16 protein-coding genes and 1 tRNA gene are annotated in these 17,819 nt (G+C 58.7%); 10 read left to right on the forward strand and 7 right to left on the reverse strand.

Translation table 11 applies throughout. The annotated features are described in order from the left end of the window. Positions 1-48 precede the first annotated feature (48 nt). The 7 genes from C1711_RS00510 to C1711_RS00540 all read left to right on the forward strand — a co-directional run bounded on the left by C1711_RS00510 (position 49) and on the right by C1711_RS00540 (position 7,070). Complete coding sequence (locus tag C1711_RS00510) at positions 49-1,905, forward strand: ABC-F family ATP-binding cassette domain-containing protein (RefSeq protein WP_102337312.1); 1,857 nt, start codon at positions 49-51, stop codon at positions 1,903-1,905. 97 nt (positions 1,906-2,002) lie between these two features. After that, a complete protein-coding gene (locus tag C1711_RS00515) occupies positions 2,003-2,710 on the forward strand; it encodes a zinc metallopeptidase (RefSeq protein ID WP_102337313.1) in 708 nt (235 codons plus the stop codon). 72 nt (positions 2,711-2,782) lie between these two features. Then, positions 2,783-4,234 carry an exodeoxyribonuclease VII large subunit gene (xseA, locus tag C1711_RS00520; protein WP_102337314.1) on the forward strand — a complete coding sequence of 484 codons (1,452 nt, stop codon included), beginning with the start codon at positions 2,783-2,785 and terminating at the stop codon, positions 4,232-4,234. A 23-nt stretch (positions 4,235-4,257) separates the two neighbouring features. Beyond that, the gene (xseB, locus tag C1711_RS00525; protein WP_102337315.1) at positions 4,258-4,524 is read left to right on the forward strand and encodes an exodeoxyribonuclease VII small subunit; all 267 of its coding nucleotides are present in this window, start codon (positions 4,258-4,260) and stop codon (positions 4,522-4,524) included. Positions 4,525-4,635: 111 nt separating this feature from the next. Then, a complete protein-coding gene (locus tag C1711_RS00530) occupies positions 4,636-4,971 on the forward strand; it encodes an HIT family protein (RefSeq protein ID WP_102337316.1) in 336 nt (111 codons plus the stop codon). Positions 4,972-5,106: 135 nt separating this feature from the next. Then, positions 5,107-6,279 (forward strand): acetate/propionate family kinase, encoded by a 1,173-nt coding sequence (locus C1711_RS00535; protein ID WP_102337317.1) that lies wholly within the window; start codon positions 5,107-5,109, stop codon positions 6,277-6,279. A gap of 65 nt (positions 6,280-6,344) precedes the next feature. Continuing rightward, positions 6,345-7,070 carry an MBL fold metallo-hydrolase gene (locus C1711_RS00540; RefSeq protein WP_159060013.1) on the forward strand — a complete coding sequence of 242 codons (726 nt, stop codon included), beginning with the start codon at positions 6,345-6,347 and terminating at the stop codon, positions 7,068-7,070. A 125-nt stretch (positions 7,071-7,195) separates the two neighbouring features. Here the strand turns inward: C1711_RS00540 and pta are convergent, their stop codons facing one another. Further along, positions 7,196-8,176 (reverse strand): phosphate acetyltransferase, encoded by a 981-nt coding sequence (gene pta / locus C1711_RS00545; RefSeq protein WP_102337319.1) that lies wholly within the window; start codon positions 8,174-8,176, stop codon positions 7,196-7,198. 179 nt (positions 8,177-8,355) lie between these two features. Here pta and glf point away from each other — a divergent pair, with 179 nt between their 5' ends. Both glf and C1711_RS00555 read left to right on the forward strand, forming a co-directional pair. Further along, positions 8,356-9,558, forward strand: coding sequence for a UDP-galactopyranose mutase (gene glf / locus C1711_RS00550; RefSeq protein WP_102337320.1), 1,203 nt, complete (start codon positions 8,356-8,358; stop codon positions 9,556-9,558). Further along, a complete protein-coding gene (locus tag C1711_RS00555) occupies positions 9,551-10,678 on the forward strand; it encodes a glycosyltransferase family 2 protein (RefSeq protein ID WP_102337321.1) in 1,128 nt (375 codons plus the stop codon). The genes glf and C1711_RS00555 overlap by 8 nt, the downstream gene beginning before the upstream one ends. A gap of 219 nt (positions 10,679-10,897) precedes the next feature. Here C1711_RS00555 and C1711_RS00560 read toward each other — a convergent pair whose 3' ends face one another. The 6 genes from C1711_RS00560 to C1711_RS00585 form a co-directional block, all read right to left on the reverse strand. Then, the gene (locus C1711_RS00560) at positions 10,898-12,403 is read right to left on the reverse strand and encodes a basic amino acid/polyamine antiporter (protein WP_102337322.1); all 1,506 of its coding nucleotides are present in this window, start codon (positions 12,401-12,403) and stop codon (positions 10,898-10,900) included. Between the two features lie 78 nt (positions 12,404-12,481). Next, positions 12,482-13,489, reverse strand: a complete 1,008-nt coding sequence (locus C1711_RS00565; protein ID WP_102337323.1) for a P1 family peptidase — start codon at positions 13,487-13,489, stop codon at positions 12,482-12,484. A 60-nt stretch (positions 13,490-13,549) separates the two neighbouring features. After that, a complete protein-coding gene (locus C1711_RS00570) occupies positions 13,550-14,116 on the reverse strand; it encodes a Maf family protein (protein ID WP_102337324.1) in 567 nt (188 codons plus the stop codon). A 20-nt stretch (positions 14,117-14,136) separates the two neighbouring features. Next, a complete protein-coding gene (locus C1711_RS00575) occupies positions 14,137-14,682 on the reverse strand; it encodes a DJ-1 family glyoxalase III (protein ID WP_102337325.1) in 546 nt (181 codons plus the stop codon). 35 nt (positions 14,683-14,717) lie between these two features. Continuing rightward, a complete protein-coding gene (gene rlmD, locus C1711_RS00580; RefSeq protein WP_102337326.1) occupies positions 14,718-16,040 on the reverse strand; it encodes a 23S rRNA (uracil(1939)-C(5))-methyltransferase RlmD in 1,323 nt (440 codons plus the stop codon). A gap of 266 nt (positions 16,041-16,306) precedes the next feature. Continuing rightward, positions 16,307-16,382, reverse strand: a tRNA-Ala gene (locus tag C1711_RS00585). 363 nt (positions 16,383-16,745) lie between these two features. On the opposite strand from C1711_RS00585, the gene C1711_RS00590 reads away from it, so the two are divergent. After that, positions 16,746-17,684, forward strand: coding sequence for a radical SAM protein (locus tag C1711_RS00590; RefSeq protein WP_102338493.1), 939 nt, complete (start codon positions 16,746-16,748; stop codon positions 17,682-17,684). Positions 17,685-17,819: the final 135 nt, after the last annotated feature.

Here is a 17,819-nt window from a genome sequence, read left to right on the forward strand (position 1 = left end):
TTGGTTTAAGATGGTTGGCTGGTAAGCGAATGACGGGAGCAAGCGCGCATGGCTATTTTGCTGAGCTGTGACAACGTACATCTGGAATATCCCACCAAGCTGATTTTGGAGCGCGTGGCGCTCGGCGTGAACGAGGGCGACCGCATCGGTATCGTGGGCAGGAACGGCGACGGTAAGTCCACGTTGCTTTCAGTTCTGGCCGGCGAGATCGAGCCCGATGAGGGTCGGGTTACGCACCGTCGAGATGTGACTGTGGGTATGCTCGGTCAGCGTGATTCGCTCGATGACGCCGATACGGTGCACCGTGCCGTTGTAGGCGACCTATCTGAGTATGAATGGGCGGCAAGCCCGCGCATCCGCCAGATTTTGGATGGCTTGATCTCCGACGTGCCCTGGGAAGGCCTGGTGGGGGAGCTCTCCGGCGGTCAGCGCCGCCGTGTGGACCTCGCGCGCCTGCTCATCGGTGACTATGACATCCTCATGCTCGACGAGCCCACCAACCATTTGGACATCCGCACCATCAACTGGCTTGCCAATCATCTCAAAACGCGCTGGCAAGCGGGTCAGGGCGGGCTACTCGTCGTCACGCACGACCGCTGGTTCCTCGACGAGGTGTGCCTGTCCATGTGGGAGGTGCATGACGGTGTCGTTGACCCGTTTGAAGGCGGCTATTCCGCCTATATCCTGCAACGCGTCGAGCGCGACCGAATGGCTGCGGTGATGGAGGAGCGCAGACGCAATATGGCGCGCAAGGAGCTCGCATGGCTCTCGCGTGGCGCGCAGGCCCGCAGCACCAAACCCAAGTTCCGCGTCGATGCGGCCCGCGAGCTCATCGCCGACGTGCCGCCCGTGCGAAATGAGCTCGAACTCAAACGCTTGGCGGTGAGCCGTTTGGGCAAGCAGGTCATCGACGTGATCGATGTCGACGCCGGGTATGTGGGCGATGAGGGCGAGGGTGGAGCGTCGGCTCCCGTGCTTTCCGACGTAACGTGGCTTATCGGCGCGGGCGACCGCTATGGTTTGCTGGGAGAGAACGGAGCGGGAAAAACGACGCTGCTCAACATCATCCAAGGGCATCTCAAGCCGTTGCGAGGCCGTGTGAAAATCGGTGCCACGGTGCGCTTCGGCGTGTTATCTCAGCAGCTCGACGAGCTCAAGCCTTTTGAGGACGATACCATTCGCGAGGTGCTGGCACGTGGTAAGCGATCCGTTGTGGTCGAGGGCAAAGACACGACGCCCGAAAAGCTCCTTGAGCGTCTGGGATTCACCCAGCAACAGTTGTGGAGCCGAATCAAGGATTTGTCCGGTGGGCAAAAGCGCCGTCTGTCGTTGCTGCTCACTATCATCGACGAGCCTAACGTTCTCATTTTGGACGAGCCGGGTAACGACCTCGATACCGATATGCTCGCCATTGTGGAAGATCTGCTCGACGGCTGGCCCGGTACGCTCATCTTGGTCACGCACGACCGTTTCCTCATGGAGCGCGTGACCGATCAACAGTGGGCACTCATCGACGGTAGCCTGCGGCATGTTCCCGGCGGCGTGGACGAATACCTGCGGTTGGTTGAGCGCGGGTCGTCTTCCTCTTCTTGCACGCAGGCTCCGGGGTTCGATGGCGGTCCTGCGGATAAGGGCGCGGATACGTCTATAGGTGGTTCCTCGTCTGCTGCACCTGGCCTTTCGAATGCGGAGCGCCAGCGCCTCAAGAAGGAGATCGCCTCGCTTGAGCGCAAGATGGAGACACGCCGAGGCAAGCTTGAGGAACTTGAGGCCGCGATGTTTACCATCGACCCCACGGACTTCGCTGCGCTAACCGCTCAGCAACAGACCATTGCTGCAGCGAAGGACGAACTCGACGAGCTCGAGCTCGCGTGGCTTGAGGCAAGCGAAACGCTAGGGGAGTGACTTGACGCATTTGCTGTGTGACCCACTTTGCGCACATGTGGGCAAAGTGGGTACAAGCACAGGGATATGCTTCGAGGACATTCGAAAGGATTTTGGTATGCCCTATTACGGATACTATGGATATGGCTATGGGTTTGACCCCTTGTACCTGCTGCTTATCTTGGTCACCACGGTTTTGGGCCTTGCTGCGCAGGGATACATCAACTCCACGTACAAGGTGTGGAGCCGCGTGGAGTCCGACGGTTCGCGTGGCGCCGATGTCGCGCGCCGTATGCTCGACGAGAATGGCTGCCAGCGTGTGGGCATCAGGGCCGTGGCGGGTCATCTGACCGACCACTATGATCCGCGCGATAACAACTTGTACTTGTCCAACGACAATCTCAACGGCGGTTCGGTGGCGAGTGTCGCCGTTGCGTGCCACGAGGCCGGTCACGCCGCCCAGCGCGAAAAGGGCTACTTCATGATAAAGGTTCGAACTGCGCTTGTGCCCGTGGTCAACATTTCCCAGAGCCTTTGGACGCTCGTGTTCATGCTGGGCATTGTGATGAACATGTCCGGCCTTACCACATTGGCCATCGCACTCTTCGCGTTCTGTGTGATATTCCAGTTGGTCACGTTGCCGGTTGAGATTGACGCGAGTCGCCGTGCGGTCGCCTACATCGAGCGTTCCGGTATGGGGTCTGTTAACGTTCGTGGTGCCCGTAAGGTTCTCACCGCCGCTGCCCTCACCTACGTCGCGGCTGCCCTGACCAGCATTTTGCAGTTGGTTTACCTGCTTTTCAGCACGCGTCGCAACGACGACTAACCGTTGCGAGATTTTGTGTCCGCACGGGCAATTACGATAGGTGCATAACGAGTTTGACGAGAGGGGGCATGTGTGGCTGGATGGGATCTCACGGGTTCAAGTTCGAGCGCAAGCGGAGCTGAGAAGGCGGAAGCCTTAACCGTATCGCAGGCTGCCGAAATGGCGGCTGGAGCGCTCAATACTATTCCAAGAATCACCGTTTTGGGCGAAGTCACCGGTTTTCGCGGTCCCAATGCGCGGAGCGGACATTGCTATTTTCAGATAAAAGACGAGTCTTCGGCGTTGGATTGCATCGTGTGGCGCGGTGTTTACGACAAACGATTGTTTGACTTGCGCGATGGCTTGCAGGTGCTGTTTACGGGTACGTTTGACCTGTATAAGCCTACCGGCAAAATGAGCTTCAAGGCCAGTAGCTTTACCTTGGCCGGTGAGGGCTTGCTGCGTCAGCAGGTTGCCCAACTCGCAGAGAAGCTGCGGCTTGAGGGGTTGATGGAGCCCGAGCGCAAACGGCACATCCCAGCGTTTTGCATGCGCGTCGCGGTGGTTACATCGCTTTCCGGTTCGGTGATCAACGACGTCAAGCGCACGCTGCGGCGGCGCAATCCTCTCGTTGAACTCGTGTGCGTTGGATCAAAGGTGCAGGGACAGGGCGCTCCCGCCGAACTGATTGAGGGATTGCGCCGCGCGGCAAGCGTGGTACCCGCGCCCGATTGCATTTTGCTCGTTCGCGGCGGCGGTTCATTTGAGGACCTCATGACGTTCAACGATGAGGCGCTCGCACGTGCGGTCGCGGCGAGCCCGATTCCCGTGGTGACGGGCATTGGGCACGAGCCAGACAATTCGATTTGCGATATGGTGAGCGATCGACGCTGTTCCACGCCCACTGCGGCGGCCGAGTCGGTTGCACCCGAGTTTTCCGAGCTTGTAGCCGCGCTCGATCAGCGCGAACAGCGCCTGCAAAACGTTATGGTCTCGCAGGTGGGTAATGCTGCTTCTGATACCGATGCTGCTTCAGAACGCATTCGGCGGGCGATGCGCACCTATCTTGACCGGTTGCAGTTGGTGGTGGATAACGCCAGCACGCGTCCGTGCCTCACCGACCCAACGAACATCATCGATCGCCGCCGTATCGAGCTGTCGCAAACGTTGGATCGTTTCGTTGCCGCATGCGATCGAGTTCAGGAGCGCTATGCGGCCGATTTGGATCGTTTGGCGCCGCGCTTGCTTTCAAGCACCTCGAGTTTTGCCGCTCGCAGGCATGCGCTTGATCTTGCTTCCTCTGGTTTGCGTGGTGCCGCGGCGCAGCTTTTGACGGAACCGCAGTCCACGCTGGCGCGCGATGCGGCGGCCCTCGACGCGCTTTCTCCGCTCAAGGTGCTCGCCCGTGGTTATTCGATTGCGTATGACGGCGATAACCGGGTTGTTACGCAGGTGAGTTCGTTTACACCGGGCGACGAGTTGCGTGTTCGTATGGCAGACGGAGATGTGTTCGGAACGGTCACCTCAGTTTCCACTCACGCATAAGTATCCGATGGGAAGGATTTGACATGGCAGATTACAAGAACGTTGATGAGCTGACCTATAAGGAAGCGACGACCGAGCTCGAGCTTATCATCCGCGCGCTGGAGAGCGGCGATATGGAGCTCGAGACCTCACTTGAGAAATACGCCCGCGGCGTCGAGCTGCTCAAGAGCTTGCGTACGCGTCTCGCGGATGCAGAGCAGAAGGTATCCGTACTGCTTAAAGATGTAGACGGCACCGATCGCCTCGTCGAGGGCACGCCTGCAGACGATTCGGATACACTGAACCTGTAAAGAGCTGAATGCGCAGAGCGCTCTAATAATTCGGCTGACGAGCCCGATCTCAAGGCGCGCGCACTCAGTTCCGCACATGTACGTTATCGATAGCATGAGGAGCTGATCGACATGACCGATTGCATTTTCTGCAAGATTGCTCAGCACGAGATTCCCTCCACCGTGGTGTATGAGGACGACTTGGTTATCGCCTTCGACGACCTCAATCCCCAGGCACCCGTGCATACGCTGGTGATTCCCAAGGAGCATTACGAGAACGCCATCGATGGGGTTCCCGCCGAGACGCTCGCCGCCATGATGCACGCCGTTTCCGAGGTTGCGCGCATCAAGGGGCTCGATGACGGCTTCCGTTTGATTTCCAACAAGGGCGAGGCGGCTGGCCAGACCGTCATGCATTTCCATATGCATGTACTGGGAGGAAAGCCCCTGGGCGAGGGTTTGATCTAATTTCGTAAATCCAAAGATGCTGCGGCGTTTATCTAACACCGTCATTTCGGCGTGTCGATTGCGTTACCATTGCGTTGTGTTAACCGTGTTTGCACGGTCGGTTTTGTGCGGGCACATCGTACCTAAAGGAGAGTTATGAACGTTCTCGTCCTCAATGCAGGCAGCTCGAGCCTCAAGTTCCAGCTGATGAACACGGAAACCCGTGAGGTTTTCACCAAGGGCAACTGCGAGAAGATCGGTCTTGAGGACGGTATCTTCGGTTACACCGTGGGCGATGGCGACAAGGTCAAGGAAACCGTCGTGTTCCCCGATCACGGTGCCGCCATTCGCAAGGTGATGGGCCTTATCGAGGAGAACGGCTTCACCATGGAGGCCTTCGGCCACCGCATCGTTCAGGGCGGTTGGCACTTTATGGACTCCGCGCTCGTTGACGACGAGGTGCTCGCCAAGATTTACGAGGTTGCCCCGCTGGCTCCGTTGCACAACTACGCAGAGGCGGGCGTAATCGAGTTCTGCCGTGAGGCATACCCCGAGCTTCCGAACGTCACCGTGTTCGACACTTCCTTCCACATGGGCATGCCGCCCGCGGCCTACACCTATGCGCTGCCGCGCGAGGTTCGCGACAAGCTCCACATTCGCAAGTACGGTGCCCATGGTACGAGCCATCGTTACGAGTGGAAGACCGCTAAAGAGATGATTGGCGAGTCCTGCCATCGCGTGCTGTCCTGCCACCTGGGCAACGGCTCTTCGCTGTGCGCTATCGAGGACGGCGTGTGCCGTGACACCACCATGGGCCTGACCCCGCTCGATGGCCTTATGATGGGTACCCGCTGCGGCTCCATCGACCCGGCGACCGTCTGCTATCTGCAGCGCGAGGGCGGCTACACCGCCGACGAGGTCGACACCATGATGAATAAGCAGTCCGGTTTCCTGGCTGTGAGCGAGCTCACAAGCGATGTCCGTGACATCCGCGAGGCTGCGGACAAGGGCGACGAGAATTGCCTGCTCGCCCTTGACCTCTTCATCTACAAGGCGGTTGCCCAGGCCGCCGCGATGATCGCCTGCATGTCGGGCGTCGACGTCATCACTTTTGCCGGCGGCATCGGTGAGAACGACTGGGAGACCCGTCAGGCCATCTGCGAGTGCCTCGCCTGGATGGGTGTGCGCGTGGACCGCGAGAAGAACGCTGCCACGTGCTTCGGTGCGAGCGGTGTGATTTCCACCGATGATTCCGCGGTGACCGTCATGGTGCTTCCCACCGACGAGGAGTACATGATTGCGTGCGACGTGGAACGCCTCGCCAAATAACAACAACTTGGCCCCCTGCGCTGCAGGGGGCTTTTTGTTACCGTTCGATTGAGGGACAGATGCCTATGAAAATCGACCAGGCTCCGGAGTCTGTGGTTCGCCTCACCGATCGCGTGTATTATCTGCCTCATTTTGAGCCCACCGATCGCCCGATTTTGGGGTATGTGCGCGGGGATCGTTATTCCTTGGCAATTGATGCCGGTGCCTCGCCTGCACACGTTTCCAATTTTTATCGGGCTCTCGACGCAGAGGGGCTTCCGCATCCTACCTATACGGTCTTAACGCACTGGCATTGGGACCATGCATTTGGCATGTCATGTGTAGAAGGCGCTACGGTCGCCTCTTGTGCAACAAATGAGCTGTTGGCGGAAGAAGCGCGTCTCAGTGCGATCGACGAGACGTATTGGGATGGTATGCGTCGGGAAACGCGCGGTTTTGCGGATGAATATCCGATTGGTTCGATTCCGACGATCGTGCAGTCTGACATTCAGTTCGAGGACACGCTGACGTTCGATTTGGGTGGCGTCGAGGTTCGGTTGTTCCGTTCCGTAGCCCCGCATACCGACGATTCGGTTCTCGTCCATATTCCGCAGGAGCGTGTGGTGTTCTTGGGCGACTCGGTGTATGGCATGTGCGATGAGCAGGGCGAGCACAGCGTCGACAGGACAAAGCTCGAGGTGCTGGCTGCTACGGTACGTGGGCTTGATTGCGAATGGTTTGCGCAGGGGCACTGGGAGCCGCTCGATGCAGTTGGCATCGAAGAGGATCTCGACCCTGTTGAGGAGCAATAGCTTCGGTATGTGAGGGGCAATAGTCCAGTACCGTACATTTGAGAGTGCTGCTTGGTAGAGAAACGGGTCGCACGACGTTTGACGTACGACCCGTTTGCATGCTCGGGATATGTGAGACCGTGAGCTTACTCGGCCATCTGAGCCTGAACGGCGGTGATGGCGACGACGCCCACGATGTCCTCAGCGGAGCAGCCGCGGGATAGGTCGTTCACCGGCTTGGCGATGCCCTGGAGAATCGGGCCGTAGGCCTCGGCACCGGCGAAACGCTGGACGAGCTTGTAGCCGATATTGCCAGCCTCGAGGTCGGGGAACACAAGCACGTTGGCCTTGCCGGCAACGGGAGAGCCCGGAGCCTTGAGCTGGGCAACGGACGGCACGATGGCAGCGTCGAGTTGCAGGTCGCCGTCGATGGCGAGCTCAGGGGCCTTCTCCTTGCAGAACGCGGCGGCCTCCTGGACCTTCTTGGCGACCTCGCCGCCAGCGGAACCCATGGTGGAGTAGGAGAGCAGCGCCACGTGCGGCTCGGCACCGCCCATGAACGTCTGCCAGCTGTGCGCGGAGGCGATGGCGATCTCGGACAGCTCGTCGGAGGTCGGGTTGATGTTCAGGCCGCAGTCGGCGAAGATGAGCGTGCCGTCGGTGCCGAACTGCTGGGTGTCAGTGCACATGATGAAGAACGCGGAGACGAGCTTGGTGCCGGGAGCGGTCTTGAGGATCTGCAGCGCGGGACGCAGCGTGTCGGCGGTGGAGTGGCAGGCACCCGACACGAGGCCGTCGGCGTCGCCCATCTTGACCATCATGGTGCCAAAGTAGGTCGCATCGTTCATCTGCGCACGAGCCTGCTCGATGGTGACGCCCTTCTTGGCACGGAGCTCAGCGAACTTCTGAGCGTATTCCTCATGCTTGGGGCTGCTCTTGGGATCAATGACCGTGACGCCGGGCAGGTCGATGGTCGCGGGGTCGCCCAGCACGACGAGGTTCGCGAGATCTTCTTCGACGATGATCTTAGCCGCATCGATGGTGCGCTGGTCTTCGCCTTCGGGCAAAACGACGGTTTTCTTGTTGACCTTTGCCGCGGCCTTCATACGGTTCAGGAAATCGCTCATGACGCTCCTTGTAGAAACGGGTCCATCTGCGCTTGGTCGTGATGGGCTTTTGGTATGACGGGGCAATTATATTCCTCTGTGGCTATAATCGAAGGGATGAAAAGACGATGTGTGGTTGTGACGGCCGCCGCCCATCGAACGAGAGCAAGGGGCCGCCGCAGTCTGCAAGGAGCAATATCATGCAGATCAACTCTGGTCTTCCGGCTGATTTTAATCCGAGTTCCTACGACATGATCGTCGTAGGCGCTGGTTACGCGGGTGCGGTGTGCGCTCGTCGCCTTGCCGAGACCTCCGGTTTCCGTGTTGCCGTGCTCGAACGCCGCAACCATATCGGTGGCAATGCCTACGACTATTACGACGAGGCGGGCGTTCTGGTCCATCAGTACGGTCCGCACATTTATCACACGTTTAACGAGCGCGTCCACTCGTTCCTCTCGCGTTTTACCGAGTGGACCGACTATCAACACAAGGTGCTTGCAAACGTGCATGGACAGCTTATGCCCGTGCCGTTCAACCATAAGAGCCTGTTGCTCGCCTTTGGCGAGGAGCGCGGAGAGCAGCTTTTCTCCAAATTGGTGGAGACCTTTGGTAGGGACGTCAAGGTACCCATCTTGGAGCTGCGCAAGAAGAACGATCCTGATCTTGCCGAGATCGCTGATTACGTGTACGAGAACGTGTTCCTGCATTACACCATGAAGCAGTGGGGCCAGACCCCCGACCAAATCGACCCGTCGGTGACGGCGCGCGTGCCGATTTTCGTGGGCGATGACGATCGCTACTTCCCGCAGGCGCCGTTCCAGGGCATGCCCGAGGCGGGCTATACCGTGCTGTTCGAGAACATGCTCGATCATGATCTCATCGACGTGTATGTAGACGTTGACGCGCGTGACATCTTCGAGCTTGACGAGACCACCGTCAAAGTTTGCGGCAAGGTTTATGGTGGCGAGGTCGTTTATACCGGCCCGCTCGATGAGCTGTTCAACCTCGATTTGGGCGCGCTGCCGTACCGCACGCTCGACATGAAGTTCGAGACGCTCGACATGGATCAGTTCCAGCCCGTGGGTACCGTGAACTACACCGTGAGCGAGGACTTCACCCGCATCACCGAGTTCAAGAATATGACTGGTCAGGTCGTCGAAGGCAAGACCACCATCATGAAGGAGTACAGCCACGCCTATGAGCCGGGCAGTGGCCAGACTCCGTATTACGCGATTCTGAGCTCCGACAATCGCAAGCTGTATGAGAGCTATCTCGAGCGCGTGAGCCACATCACCAATTTCCATACCGTCGGCCGTTTGGCGGAGTATCGCTATTACGACATGGATGCTGTAACCGCTTCGGCCCTGAGTCTGTCTGATGAGATTATCGCCTGTCATGCTTAGTTCAGATTCTGCCGCGCCCGTGCGCGATCTTGAGCGCGAGCGCGCCGAATTCCCTGTTGAGACGCTGTCTGTTACGCCGGCGGGGAAGAGCCATAAAATTGTGACGTTCGGTATTCCGAGCTACAACGCCGCAAAGGACATGGATCATTGCATCACGTCCATCCTCGAGGGATCCAAGTTCGCTCCCGACGTGGAGATTATCATCGTCGACGATGGCTCCAAGGACGAAACGGCGCAGAAGGCCGAGGAGTGGGTCGCACGGTATCCGGGCATTATCCGTGCCGTTCATCAGGTGAATGGCGGCCATGGTATCGCCGTGCGTGCTGGACTGCGTGAGGCATGCGGCACCTATTACAAGGTTGTCGACTCGGATGACTGGCTTGACGCCGATGCGCTTTCGACCATGCTCACCATCTTGCGCGGGTTTGAGGAGCGCGACCAGCGCGTCGACTTGTTCATCTCGAACTACGTCTATGAGAAGGTGTTTGAGGGGACGCACAACACGGTGAGCTACCGTATGGCGCTTCCGCGTAAAAAGATCTTCACGTGGGACCAGATCGGTCGTTTCCGTCCCGATCAAAATCTGCTTATGCATTCGCTGTGTTACCGCACGGATGTGTTGCGCTCGCATGAGCTTCCGCTACCGCCGCATACCTTCTATGTGGATAACATCTATGCGTATGTGCCGCTGCCCAACTGCAAAACGCTGTACTACGCCGATATCGACCTGTATCGCTATTTCATCGGGCGTGAGGGGCAGAGCGTTAACGAGAAGACCATGATTAGCCGTCTCGACCAGCAGTATCGCATCACGCGCATCATGATGGAGGCCTATCACCTGTATGACGATGTCGAGCAGGACAAGCTTCGCTCGTATATGATGGGCTACTTCACCATGATGATGGCGATTTGCTCGGTTATGACTAAGCTTTCCGACAAGCCGGGTATCGATGAGGAGCTCAAGAAGCTTTGGGCCGACCTCAAGGCATACGACGAAAAGATGTATCGCAAAGCGCGTCACAGCCTGATTGGCTGGGGAACGAATCTTCCTACCAAAGCGGGTGAAACGACGACGATCGGTTTGTACCGCCTGGCGAGCAAGATCTTCAAATTCAATTAGTTTTTCAATTTGTCTTGCATGATGTTACGCGCCATGAACCACTGTGGTTCATGGCGCGTTTTTTCAAAAATGACGGAAATGCGCAATTCTTTTCGAACATGGCGGGTACAGGCAGATTTGACACTCGTCCTACCTGCGCTTTTGCTATCAAAAATCGCTGTCTACTCGGGAAGACGGAGATGATTTATGCATTTCCGTCTTTTTTTGGGCATCCGGCCGTTACACTGCAATGCCGCCGAGAGCGACCGCTTGGTAGATGGTGATGCCGAGGGTAACAACGCCAATGCCCAGAATTACGACGGCAAGTACGCGCTCAAAAGGAGTCATGATCTTTTCGTCCCCGAATTCACGACGTGCGCGCACGTAGAAGAAGATGCCGGGAATATAGGCGATGCAGCAGAGCATGAGCTGATGCACGCCCGACATAACCACGGCGACCACGAGGAAGATGACGGCGAATGCGGCGCGCACCATGTCACTTGTGGTGATACCAAATTTCTGGCGCGCCTCGGGTCCTTTCGATCCCTGTTCAACCATGAAAGCGGCGGCAAGGGCCCATGCGATGACGATGGACGCGGTGCACAGCGAATAGGCAAATTGATATGCCGCCTCGGAGAACAGCATGATGATGGCAAGCAGCTGAATCATCATGCCTGTGGTGAGGAGGCACTTGGTGGGAGCTCCATAGGTGTTGAGCTCGGCAAACGTATGGGGAAGCAGGCGCATCTCTGCCATGATTTGCATTGCCTCGGAGGCAAGGATGGTATAGGAGAGCCATGCGCCAAAGATGGAGATCACCAGACCGCCCGAGATGAAGGCGCCGCCCCACGGACCAACCGCAGCCTGGAAGATATAGGGCATCGATGGGGCGTTGAGCTGCATGAGCTCCTCACGGGTAAGGAAGCCGTAGGGGAGAATGGATGCGGCGACATAGATGATGACGAGCGCCGTGCAGCCAAGGACGGTAGCGCGCGACACGTCGGACTTGCGTTCGGCGCGGTGACCGAGCACGCTAGCGCCTTCCATACCCACGAAGACCCACATCATGACCATGAAGCAGTTGACGATTTGGTTGCCTGTGCTGCCAGGGGCGGTCTCTCCACCCAGGTTGTTGGCAAGCGTTCCCCAAAAGTCGACGGTGAACACATCAAAGCTGAACGAGAAGATCATCACGACGATGAACGCGAAGATGGGAACGAGCTTGCACACCATGACGATGGCGTTAAGGACGCTCGCCTCTTCTACGCCGCGATTGACCAGCAAGACGATGAGCCAGTTGAGCACGGAGATGAAGACGATGCTGCCGACGGTGAGTCCGTTGGAGAACGGTGGGAAAAAGTAGCCGATTGCAGTGACGAGCATGACGCCGAACGCGACGTTGCCGATCCAGATGGAAAGCCAGTAACCCCAACCCGAGACGAAGCCCACAAACGGGCCGAAGCCTGCGTTCGCGTAAGAAACGATGCCGTCAAGGTCGGGGCGGACGATCGAGAGGCGTCCGAATGTCGTGGCGAGTGCCATAAAGCCGATACCTGTGATGACCCAGGCGAGCATGGCGGGGCCGGGTGTCGCGGCAGCGGAGATGTCGGTCGAAAGCGCGAATACGCCCGAGCCGATTGACGAGCTGATGACGAGTGCCACGAGGCCGATCAGGTTGATGCCGGTTTTCTTAGGCGATTGCGTCGTGCGGGCATCATAGGACGGAACGGGCGTTTTGGCGGACATGGCGGTGCAGACCTCGTTTCATGCGGATAACAGTTCGGCGACGTAGCGTCACGATACAGAATACGGCAAAAGCCCCGTCTATTCCATGCAATCTCGATGTGCGGGCAGTCCATAAAGACTCGTCGCCTCGGTGCACCCTGCGACAATCGCAGCCTCAAGCGCGCGCGTTGCCACAAGACCGATAAGGTCGAGAGGGATTGCGGCGCCTGCCTCCGCATCCAGAGCGCCCGATGCAAGTACGTAGATGGTATCGCCATCGTTGGTGGTGTGCGTGGGGCGAATGGTGTGGGCGTAGGCGTCTGCCGCCATCTGGGCGACTTTGGTCGCCTGTGCTTTGGTGAGCGCGGCGTTGGTGACGATGCACGAAATGGTGGTGTTCGTGCGGTCAAGCGGCATGGAAAGCTGAGACGCCATGGCGATCATCGCTTCTTCCATGTCGATGATGTCGGTTCCGTCTGCGGTTGCGCGCATGCCGGCGATGGGTTTGAGCGTGGCGGGGTCGACGACGTTTCCCACGGCGTTGACGGCTGAGATGGCACCGACTTGCAGCGGACCGAGTGCGAAGGCGCGAGCACCGAGTCCGCCCTTCATGGCGCACTGAGGTCCCGCGAGCTTGCCGACCGTCGCACCTGTACCGGCGCCTACGCTGCCTTCTGCCAACGGGGAACCGGGGTCACTTCCGAGCGCCTCGCGCACCGCAGCGATGCCCGCCTGGTCGGTTGGGCGCACATCTGAGCGGCCAAAACCCAAGTCGAACAGGCAACTGGAGCAGACGATGGGGACCTTGCCCACGCCCACGTCAAGGCCGATGTCATGTGCTTCAAGTTCGCGAATGGCACCGGACGCAGCTTCGAGTCCGTAGGCGGAACCGCCGGAAAGCATGACGGCGTGAACTTTATCAACTGTATTTTCGGGTCGCAGCAGATCCGTTTCGCGGCTTGCGGGCGCCGCACCGCGCACATCGACGCCGCCCGTGGCACCCTGTGGTGCGACGATCGCCGTGCATCCGGTGGCGGCGTCCAAGTCGGTGTAATGTCCAAAGCAAAAACCGGGGATTGCGGTGATGGCGATAGGAGAGAGGCTCATGGGCTTTCCTTTCCTCAACGGATGGGTCAGATGGTTCGAAACGATTCGAGCGAGCTGTCCTTAAGCGGACCGTTCGTCTGTCTTCAAAGCGCGGACGACTTTGGCGATGGGCAGCCCGACGACGTTGTAAAAATCGCCGTCGATCTTTTCGATCAGTATGCGTCCGTATGTACCCTGGATACCGTAGGCGCCAGCCTTGTCCATCGGCTCACCTGTCGCGATGTAACGCTCGATTTCGCTGTCGTCCAATTCATAAAAGGCGACGTCGGTGATATCGACAAACGAGCGAACCGAATCGTCTCGTACAATACAGACACCGGTGGCAACTTGATGTGTGCGCCCGGAAAGTTCGCGCAACATCTGGAAGGCGTCTGCCTCGTCAACGGGCTTGCCGAGCAACTTGCCATCAAGCGTGACGATGGTGTCGGCGGCGATAACCGTCTCTCCCTGTTCACGATATTCGGATGCGACCGCTTTGGCTTTGGCGCGTGCCAGCCGTTCCACCAATTCAAAGGGCCCCTCGTTCGGGAGCGCGGTCTCGTCGATGTCTGCGGGGATAACGCGCACGTCAAACCCCGCCTCGCGCATAAGATCGATGCGACGCGGGGACTGTGAGGCCAAAATCACGTGAGGTTCCTTTCGGCGATTTACAGCTGAATGGATTCTTTAACTTTTGTGACGGCGGTTTCACCTGCGATGTCGTTGAGAATCGCCAGCGCAAAGGGGAGCGCCTGGCCCATGCCCGATGCGGTGATGATGTTGCCGTCCACAACCACGCCTCGGTCGCCCACATAGCACCCTGCGGGGAAGTTCTCTTCAAAGCCGGGGAAGCAGGTTGCCTGGTGCCCCTCAAGTAAACCGAGCTCCGCCAGGATAAACGGGGCGGCGCAAATGGCGGCAACGTGTTTGGTGACGGCAAACTCACGCACGACATCGCACACACGCTCGTCGTCACGCAGATTGGTGGCGCCGGGTAGACCACCGGGAAGCACCACGTAGTCGTATTCGGAAAAATCGACCTCGTTGAACAGCTGGTCGCAAATGAGCGGAATCTGCTGGGAGGTCACAACCTCGCGCGTATCCATAGTTGAGATGAGCGCTGCGTGGACGCCCCCTCGACGCAGCACGTCAACAACGGTCAGACATTCGATGGTTTCAAATCCATCTGCGGCGAGTACGGCGACACCGGCCATGACAGGTCCTCTCTCGTGGGGTTGAATTGAGGGTGTTATACCCGCTTGACCCGCGTAAGATGCACTACCGTTTCACAATGGAACGTTTGCGGGAACAGGTCGACCGGAGTGGCGGAAACGGGCTTGAACGTTCCCTCGTCTACGAATCTGCGCAGGTCGCGTGCGAGTGTGGCGGGATCACATGACACATATGCCACGTCGCGCGCACTCGTGCTCGCGATAAGCTCAATCGCGTCGGGCGCAAGTCCCGCGCGCGGGGGATCGACGATAAGCACGTCGGCGTCCTCATCGGGGAACTCGCGCACGGCATCGCCGCCGATGACATCAACGTTGGTGATATTGGCAATATCAAGGTTGCGGCGCAGGTCGCGCACGGATGGTCCGTACGATTCAACTGCGCTCACGAAATCGCAGCGACGGGCGAGCGGCAGTGTGAACGTGCCCGCGCCGCAATACAGGTCGATGCCGAGTTCGTCGGGTTGCGGGTCGAGCGCCTCCATCACCAGGTCGATAAGAATCTCGGCGGCGGCAGTGTTTACCTGGAAGAAGGAGGGTGCGGAAAGGCGCATGTTCTCGTCGCCGATCTTTTCGGTCCACGAGCCCTCGCCCGAGAGCGCCTCGACGCCCGTGACCTTACGTGCGCGTTTTTCGCCTTTGGACATCACGCGTACGATGCTCGTCGCTTTGATGGCGTCGCCGAGTACGCGCGACACCTGAGCGCGCGGGAAACCGCCTGTGGGGGTCCAAAGTGCCACTTCGACTGCACCTGTGCGGCGCGAGGCGCGGATGCCCGCGCGCTCAAGTTCGAGGTCGCGGGAATTACTCAGGTATCCCAGGGCGCCCACGACCGCCTTGATGTTTTTGGCCTGCTTTTTCTCAAAGAGGGGGCAGGTGCCGACCTTCACGATCTGCTTGGGGTCACGCCCGTGCATCCCCAGGCGAAAACGTCCGTTTTCACGCACGGGGGCGAGCTCGACCTTATTGCGATATCCCCAGGCATCCTTGGCATGGCGCAGGGGTTGCACGAGCTCGTCGACCTCGTCTGCGGTGAACTTGCCGATACGTGCGAGCGTCGAACGCAGGTTTTCCACCTTCGCCGCATGTTGAGCCTCCCACGACAGGTTGCCCCACGGGCAGCCCCCGCATACACCGATGAACGGACAGGGAGCGCTTATACGGGAAGGAGAGGGCTCGAGCACATCTTCGACGACAGCGCGCGAAAACGAGGGGCCATCCTCGACGATGCGTGCATCAACGACGTCGCCGACCAAGCCGCCCGAGACGAACACCGCTTTGCCTTCAGGCGTGCGAGCCAATCCGTTTGGCCCGTAGGTCATGGTTTCGATGGTGAGCTGCATGGTCGGTCCTCTCGGCTGCAAGCTGCAAATACCCGATACATACGAAAAAGGCCCCGTTACCGGAGCCTAGACAAATCCTGTGGTGGAGACGAAGGGGATCCGCGTTCGGCTTCGCCGCCCGCTCCGGCTTCGGGCGCCTCCGGTGCCCTCGCCCGCTTGCGGGAAACGCTCCGCGTTTCCTGGTTCGCTCGCGCCCTCTCGGGTTCGATCCCGGCTCGATGGATGTATATGAAAAGACCCCGTTGCCGGGGTCTTGAAAAATCCTGTGGTGGAGACGAAGGGGATCGAACCCTCGACCTCCTCGATGCGACCGAGGCGCTCTCCCAGCTGAGCTACGTCCCCAGGACAAGTGATTATTCTAGCAACCATGTGCCGCTTGTCAATGAAAAACTAACACGCTTCGCATTCGAGGCACAAAGAAACCGCCCCTCACTTCACGTAAATGAACCCACCTCTGCAAGGTGGGTGCCCTCATCGTCCAGTTCCAGCTTCCTTAACAACGAAGGATACCTGTACTACGCACGACGTTTGGGCTCCCTAAATAAACGCGACGGTTCACCCAGTTGCTCCGCGAGGGGCGGAACACCTTTATCATAAAATACGCCGCCTGCGATACCAGTCTTGACTTACAAAAATTGTTAGCGGATGATGGTGTGCAGGCCGCATCTCTGCGGCTTTCTTTATATCGAGAGGTCTTTGATCGCCATGAATTCCCTGCTCAAACCCACGTCGATCGAATCGTGTGCACTTTGTCCGCGCGCATGCGGGGCACATCGAGCGTTCGGTGACAGCGGCGTTTGCGGGGCTGCCGATGCGCTCAAGCTCGCTCGCGCGGCGCTTCATATGTGGGAAGAGCCGCCTATTTCGGGTGAGCGCGGATCGGGGACGATCTTTTTCAGCGGCTGTCCGCTTAAATGCGTGTACTGCCAAAACCACGAGATTTCGACGGGGAACTTCGGTATCGAAGTGCCAGCTGAGCGTTTGGTCGAAATCATGTTCGAGCTGCAAGACCAAGGTGCTCACAACATCAATCTCGTGACGGCGACGCATTACGCGCACTTGCTGCCACACGCCGTTTCCCAGGCTCGCGCGCAGGGGCTTGCCATTCCCATCGTGTACAACACGAGCGGATATGAACGGGTGGAGGCCGTGGCCGAACTGGGTGATGTGGTGGATGTCTGGCTCACGGACTACAAGTACGCAAGCGACGAGTTGGGTCGCGAGCTGTCCCATGTTTCCGATTACCCTGACGTTGCCGAGCGTGCGCTCGTGCAGATGTGCAAGGAGATCGAGCGCCGCGGTGGAGCGCTTTCAGATGCCGACGGTATGATGAAGCGAGGCACCATCGTGAGGCATCTGGTGCTTCCCGGACATGCGGACGATTCGTGCGCAGTGCTCGACCGCATTTGGAATGCAGTGGGCGACGTGCCGATTTCCGTTATGAACCAGTACACGCCCAACGCCGCGATGCGCGTGGCAGGCGGACTGCTCTCCCGTGCCGTGACGACCGAAGAGTATGAGCAGGTGCTCGACCACGCGGATGACCTTGGGTTCACGACCATGTTTTGGCAGGAAGGTGGAGCTGTTGATGAGAGCTTCACACCGCCGTTCGATACCACGGGTGTCCTGAAACCGAGCGCTTAGATGCCGTGTTAAGCGTTTGGGCGTGTTGTTAAGCCTTCGGCGGTGCGCGAATCTCCTCAGACGGACGAGTATACTTTTATCCCATTGAACGTTATCGACGCGCCTGTTCGGCCGTCTGCAAAGAAGGGTTAGCGT

The organism is Collinsella provencensis, from assembly GCF_900199705.1.
Classification (GTDB): domain Bacteria; phylum Actinomycetota; class Coriobacteriia; order Coriobacteriales; family Coriobacteriaceae; genus Collinsella; species Collinsella provencensis.

Bases quoted from the DNA above. Each gene is read 5' to 3' on its own strand.
- C1711_RS00575 (WP_102337325.1), bottom strand. From the start codon at position 14,682: ATGGCCGGTGTCGCCGTACTCGCCGCAGATGGATTTGAAACCATCGAA.
- C1711_RS00540 (WP_159060013.1), top strand. From the start codon at position 6,345: ATGAAAATCGACCAGGCTCCGGAGTCTGTGGTTCGCCTCACCGATCGC.
- C1711_RS00565 (WP_102337323.1), bottom strand. From the start codon at position 13,489: ATGAGCCTCTCTCCTATCGCCATCACCGCAATCCCCGGTTTTTGCTTT.
- C1711_RS00510 (WP_102337312.1), top strand. From the start codon at position 49: ATGGCTATTTTGCTGAGCTGTGACAACGTACATCTGGAATATCCCACC.
- rlmD (WP_102337326.1), bottom strand. From the start codon at position 16,040: ATGCAGCTCACCATCGAAACCATGACCTACGGGCCAAACGGATTGGCT.
- glf (WP_102337320.1), top strand. From the start codon at position 8,356: ATGCAGATCAACTCTGGTCTTCCGGCTGATTTTAATCCGAGTTCCTAC.
- C1711_RS00555 (WP_102337321.1), top strand. From the start codon at position 9,551: ATGCTTAGTTCAGATTCTGCCGCGCCCGTGCGCGATCTTGAGCGCGAG.
- C1711_RS00515 (WP_102337313.1), top strand. From the start codon at position 2,003: ATGCCCTATTACGGATACTATGGATATGGCTATGGGTTTGACCCCTTG.
- C1711_RS00560 (WP_102337322.1), bottom strand. From the start codon at position 12,403: ATGTCCGCCAAAACGCCCGTTCCGTCCTATGATGCCCGCACGACGCAA.
- xseB (WP_102337315.1), top strand. From the start codon at position 4,258: ATGGCAGATTACAAGAACGTTGATGAGCTGACCTATAAGGAAGCGACG.
- C1711_RS00590 (WP_102338493.1), top strand. From the start codon at position 16,746: ATGAATTCCCTGCTCAAACCCACGTCGATCGAATCGTGTGCACTTTGT.
- C1711_RS00535 (WP_102337317.1), top strand. From the start codon at position 5,107: ATGAACGTTCTCGTCCTCAATGCAGGCAGCTCGAGCCTCAAGTTCCAG.
- C1711_RS00530 (WP_102337316.1), top strand. From the start codon at position 4,636: ATGACCGATTGCATTTTCTGCAAGATTGCTCAGCACGAGATTCCCTCC.
- pta (WP_102337319.1), bottom strand. From the start codon at position 8,176: ATGAGCGATTTCCTGAACCGTATGAAGGCCGCGGCAAAGGTCAACAAG.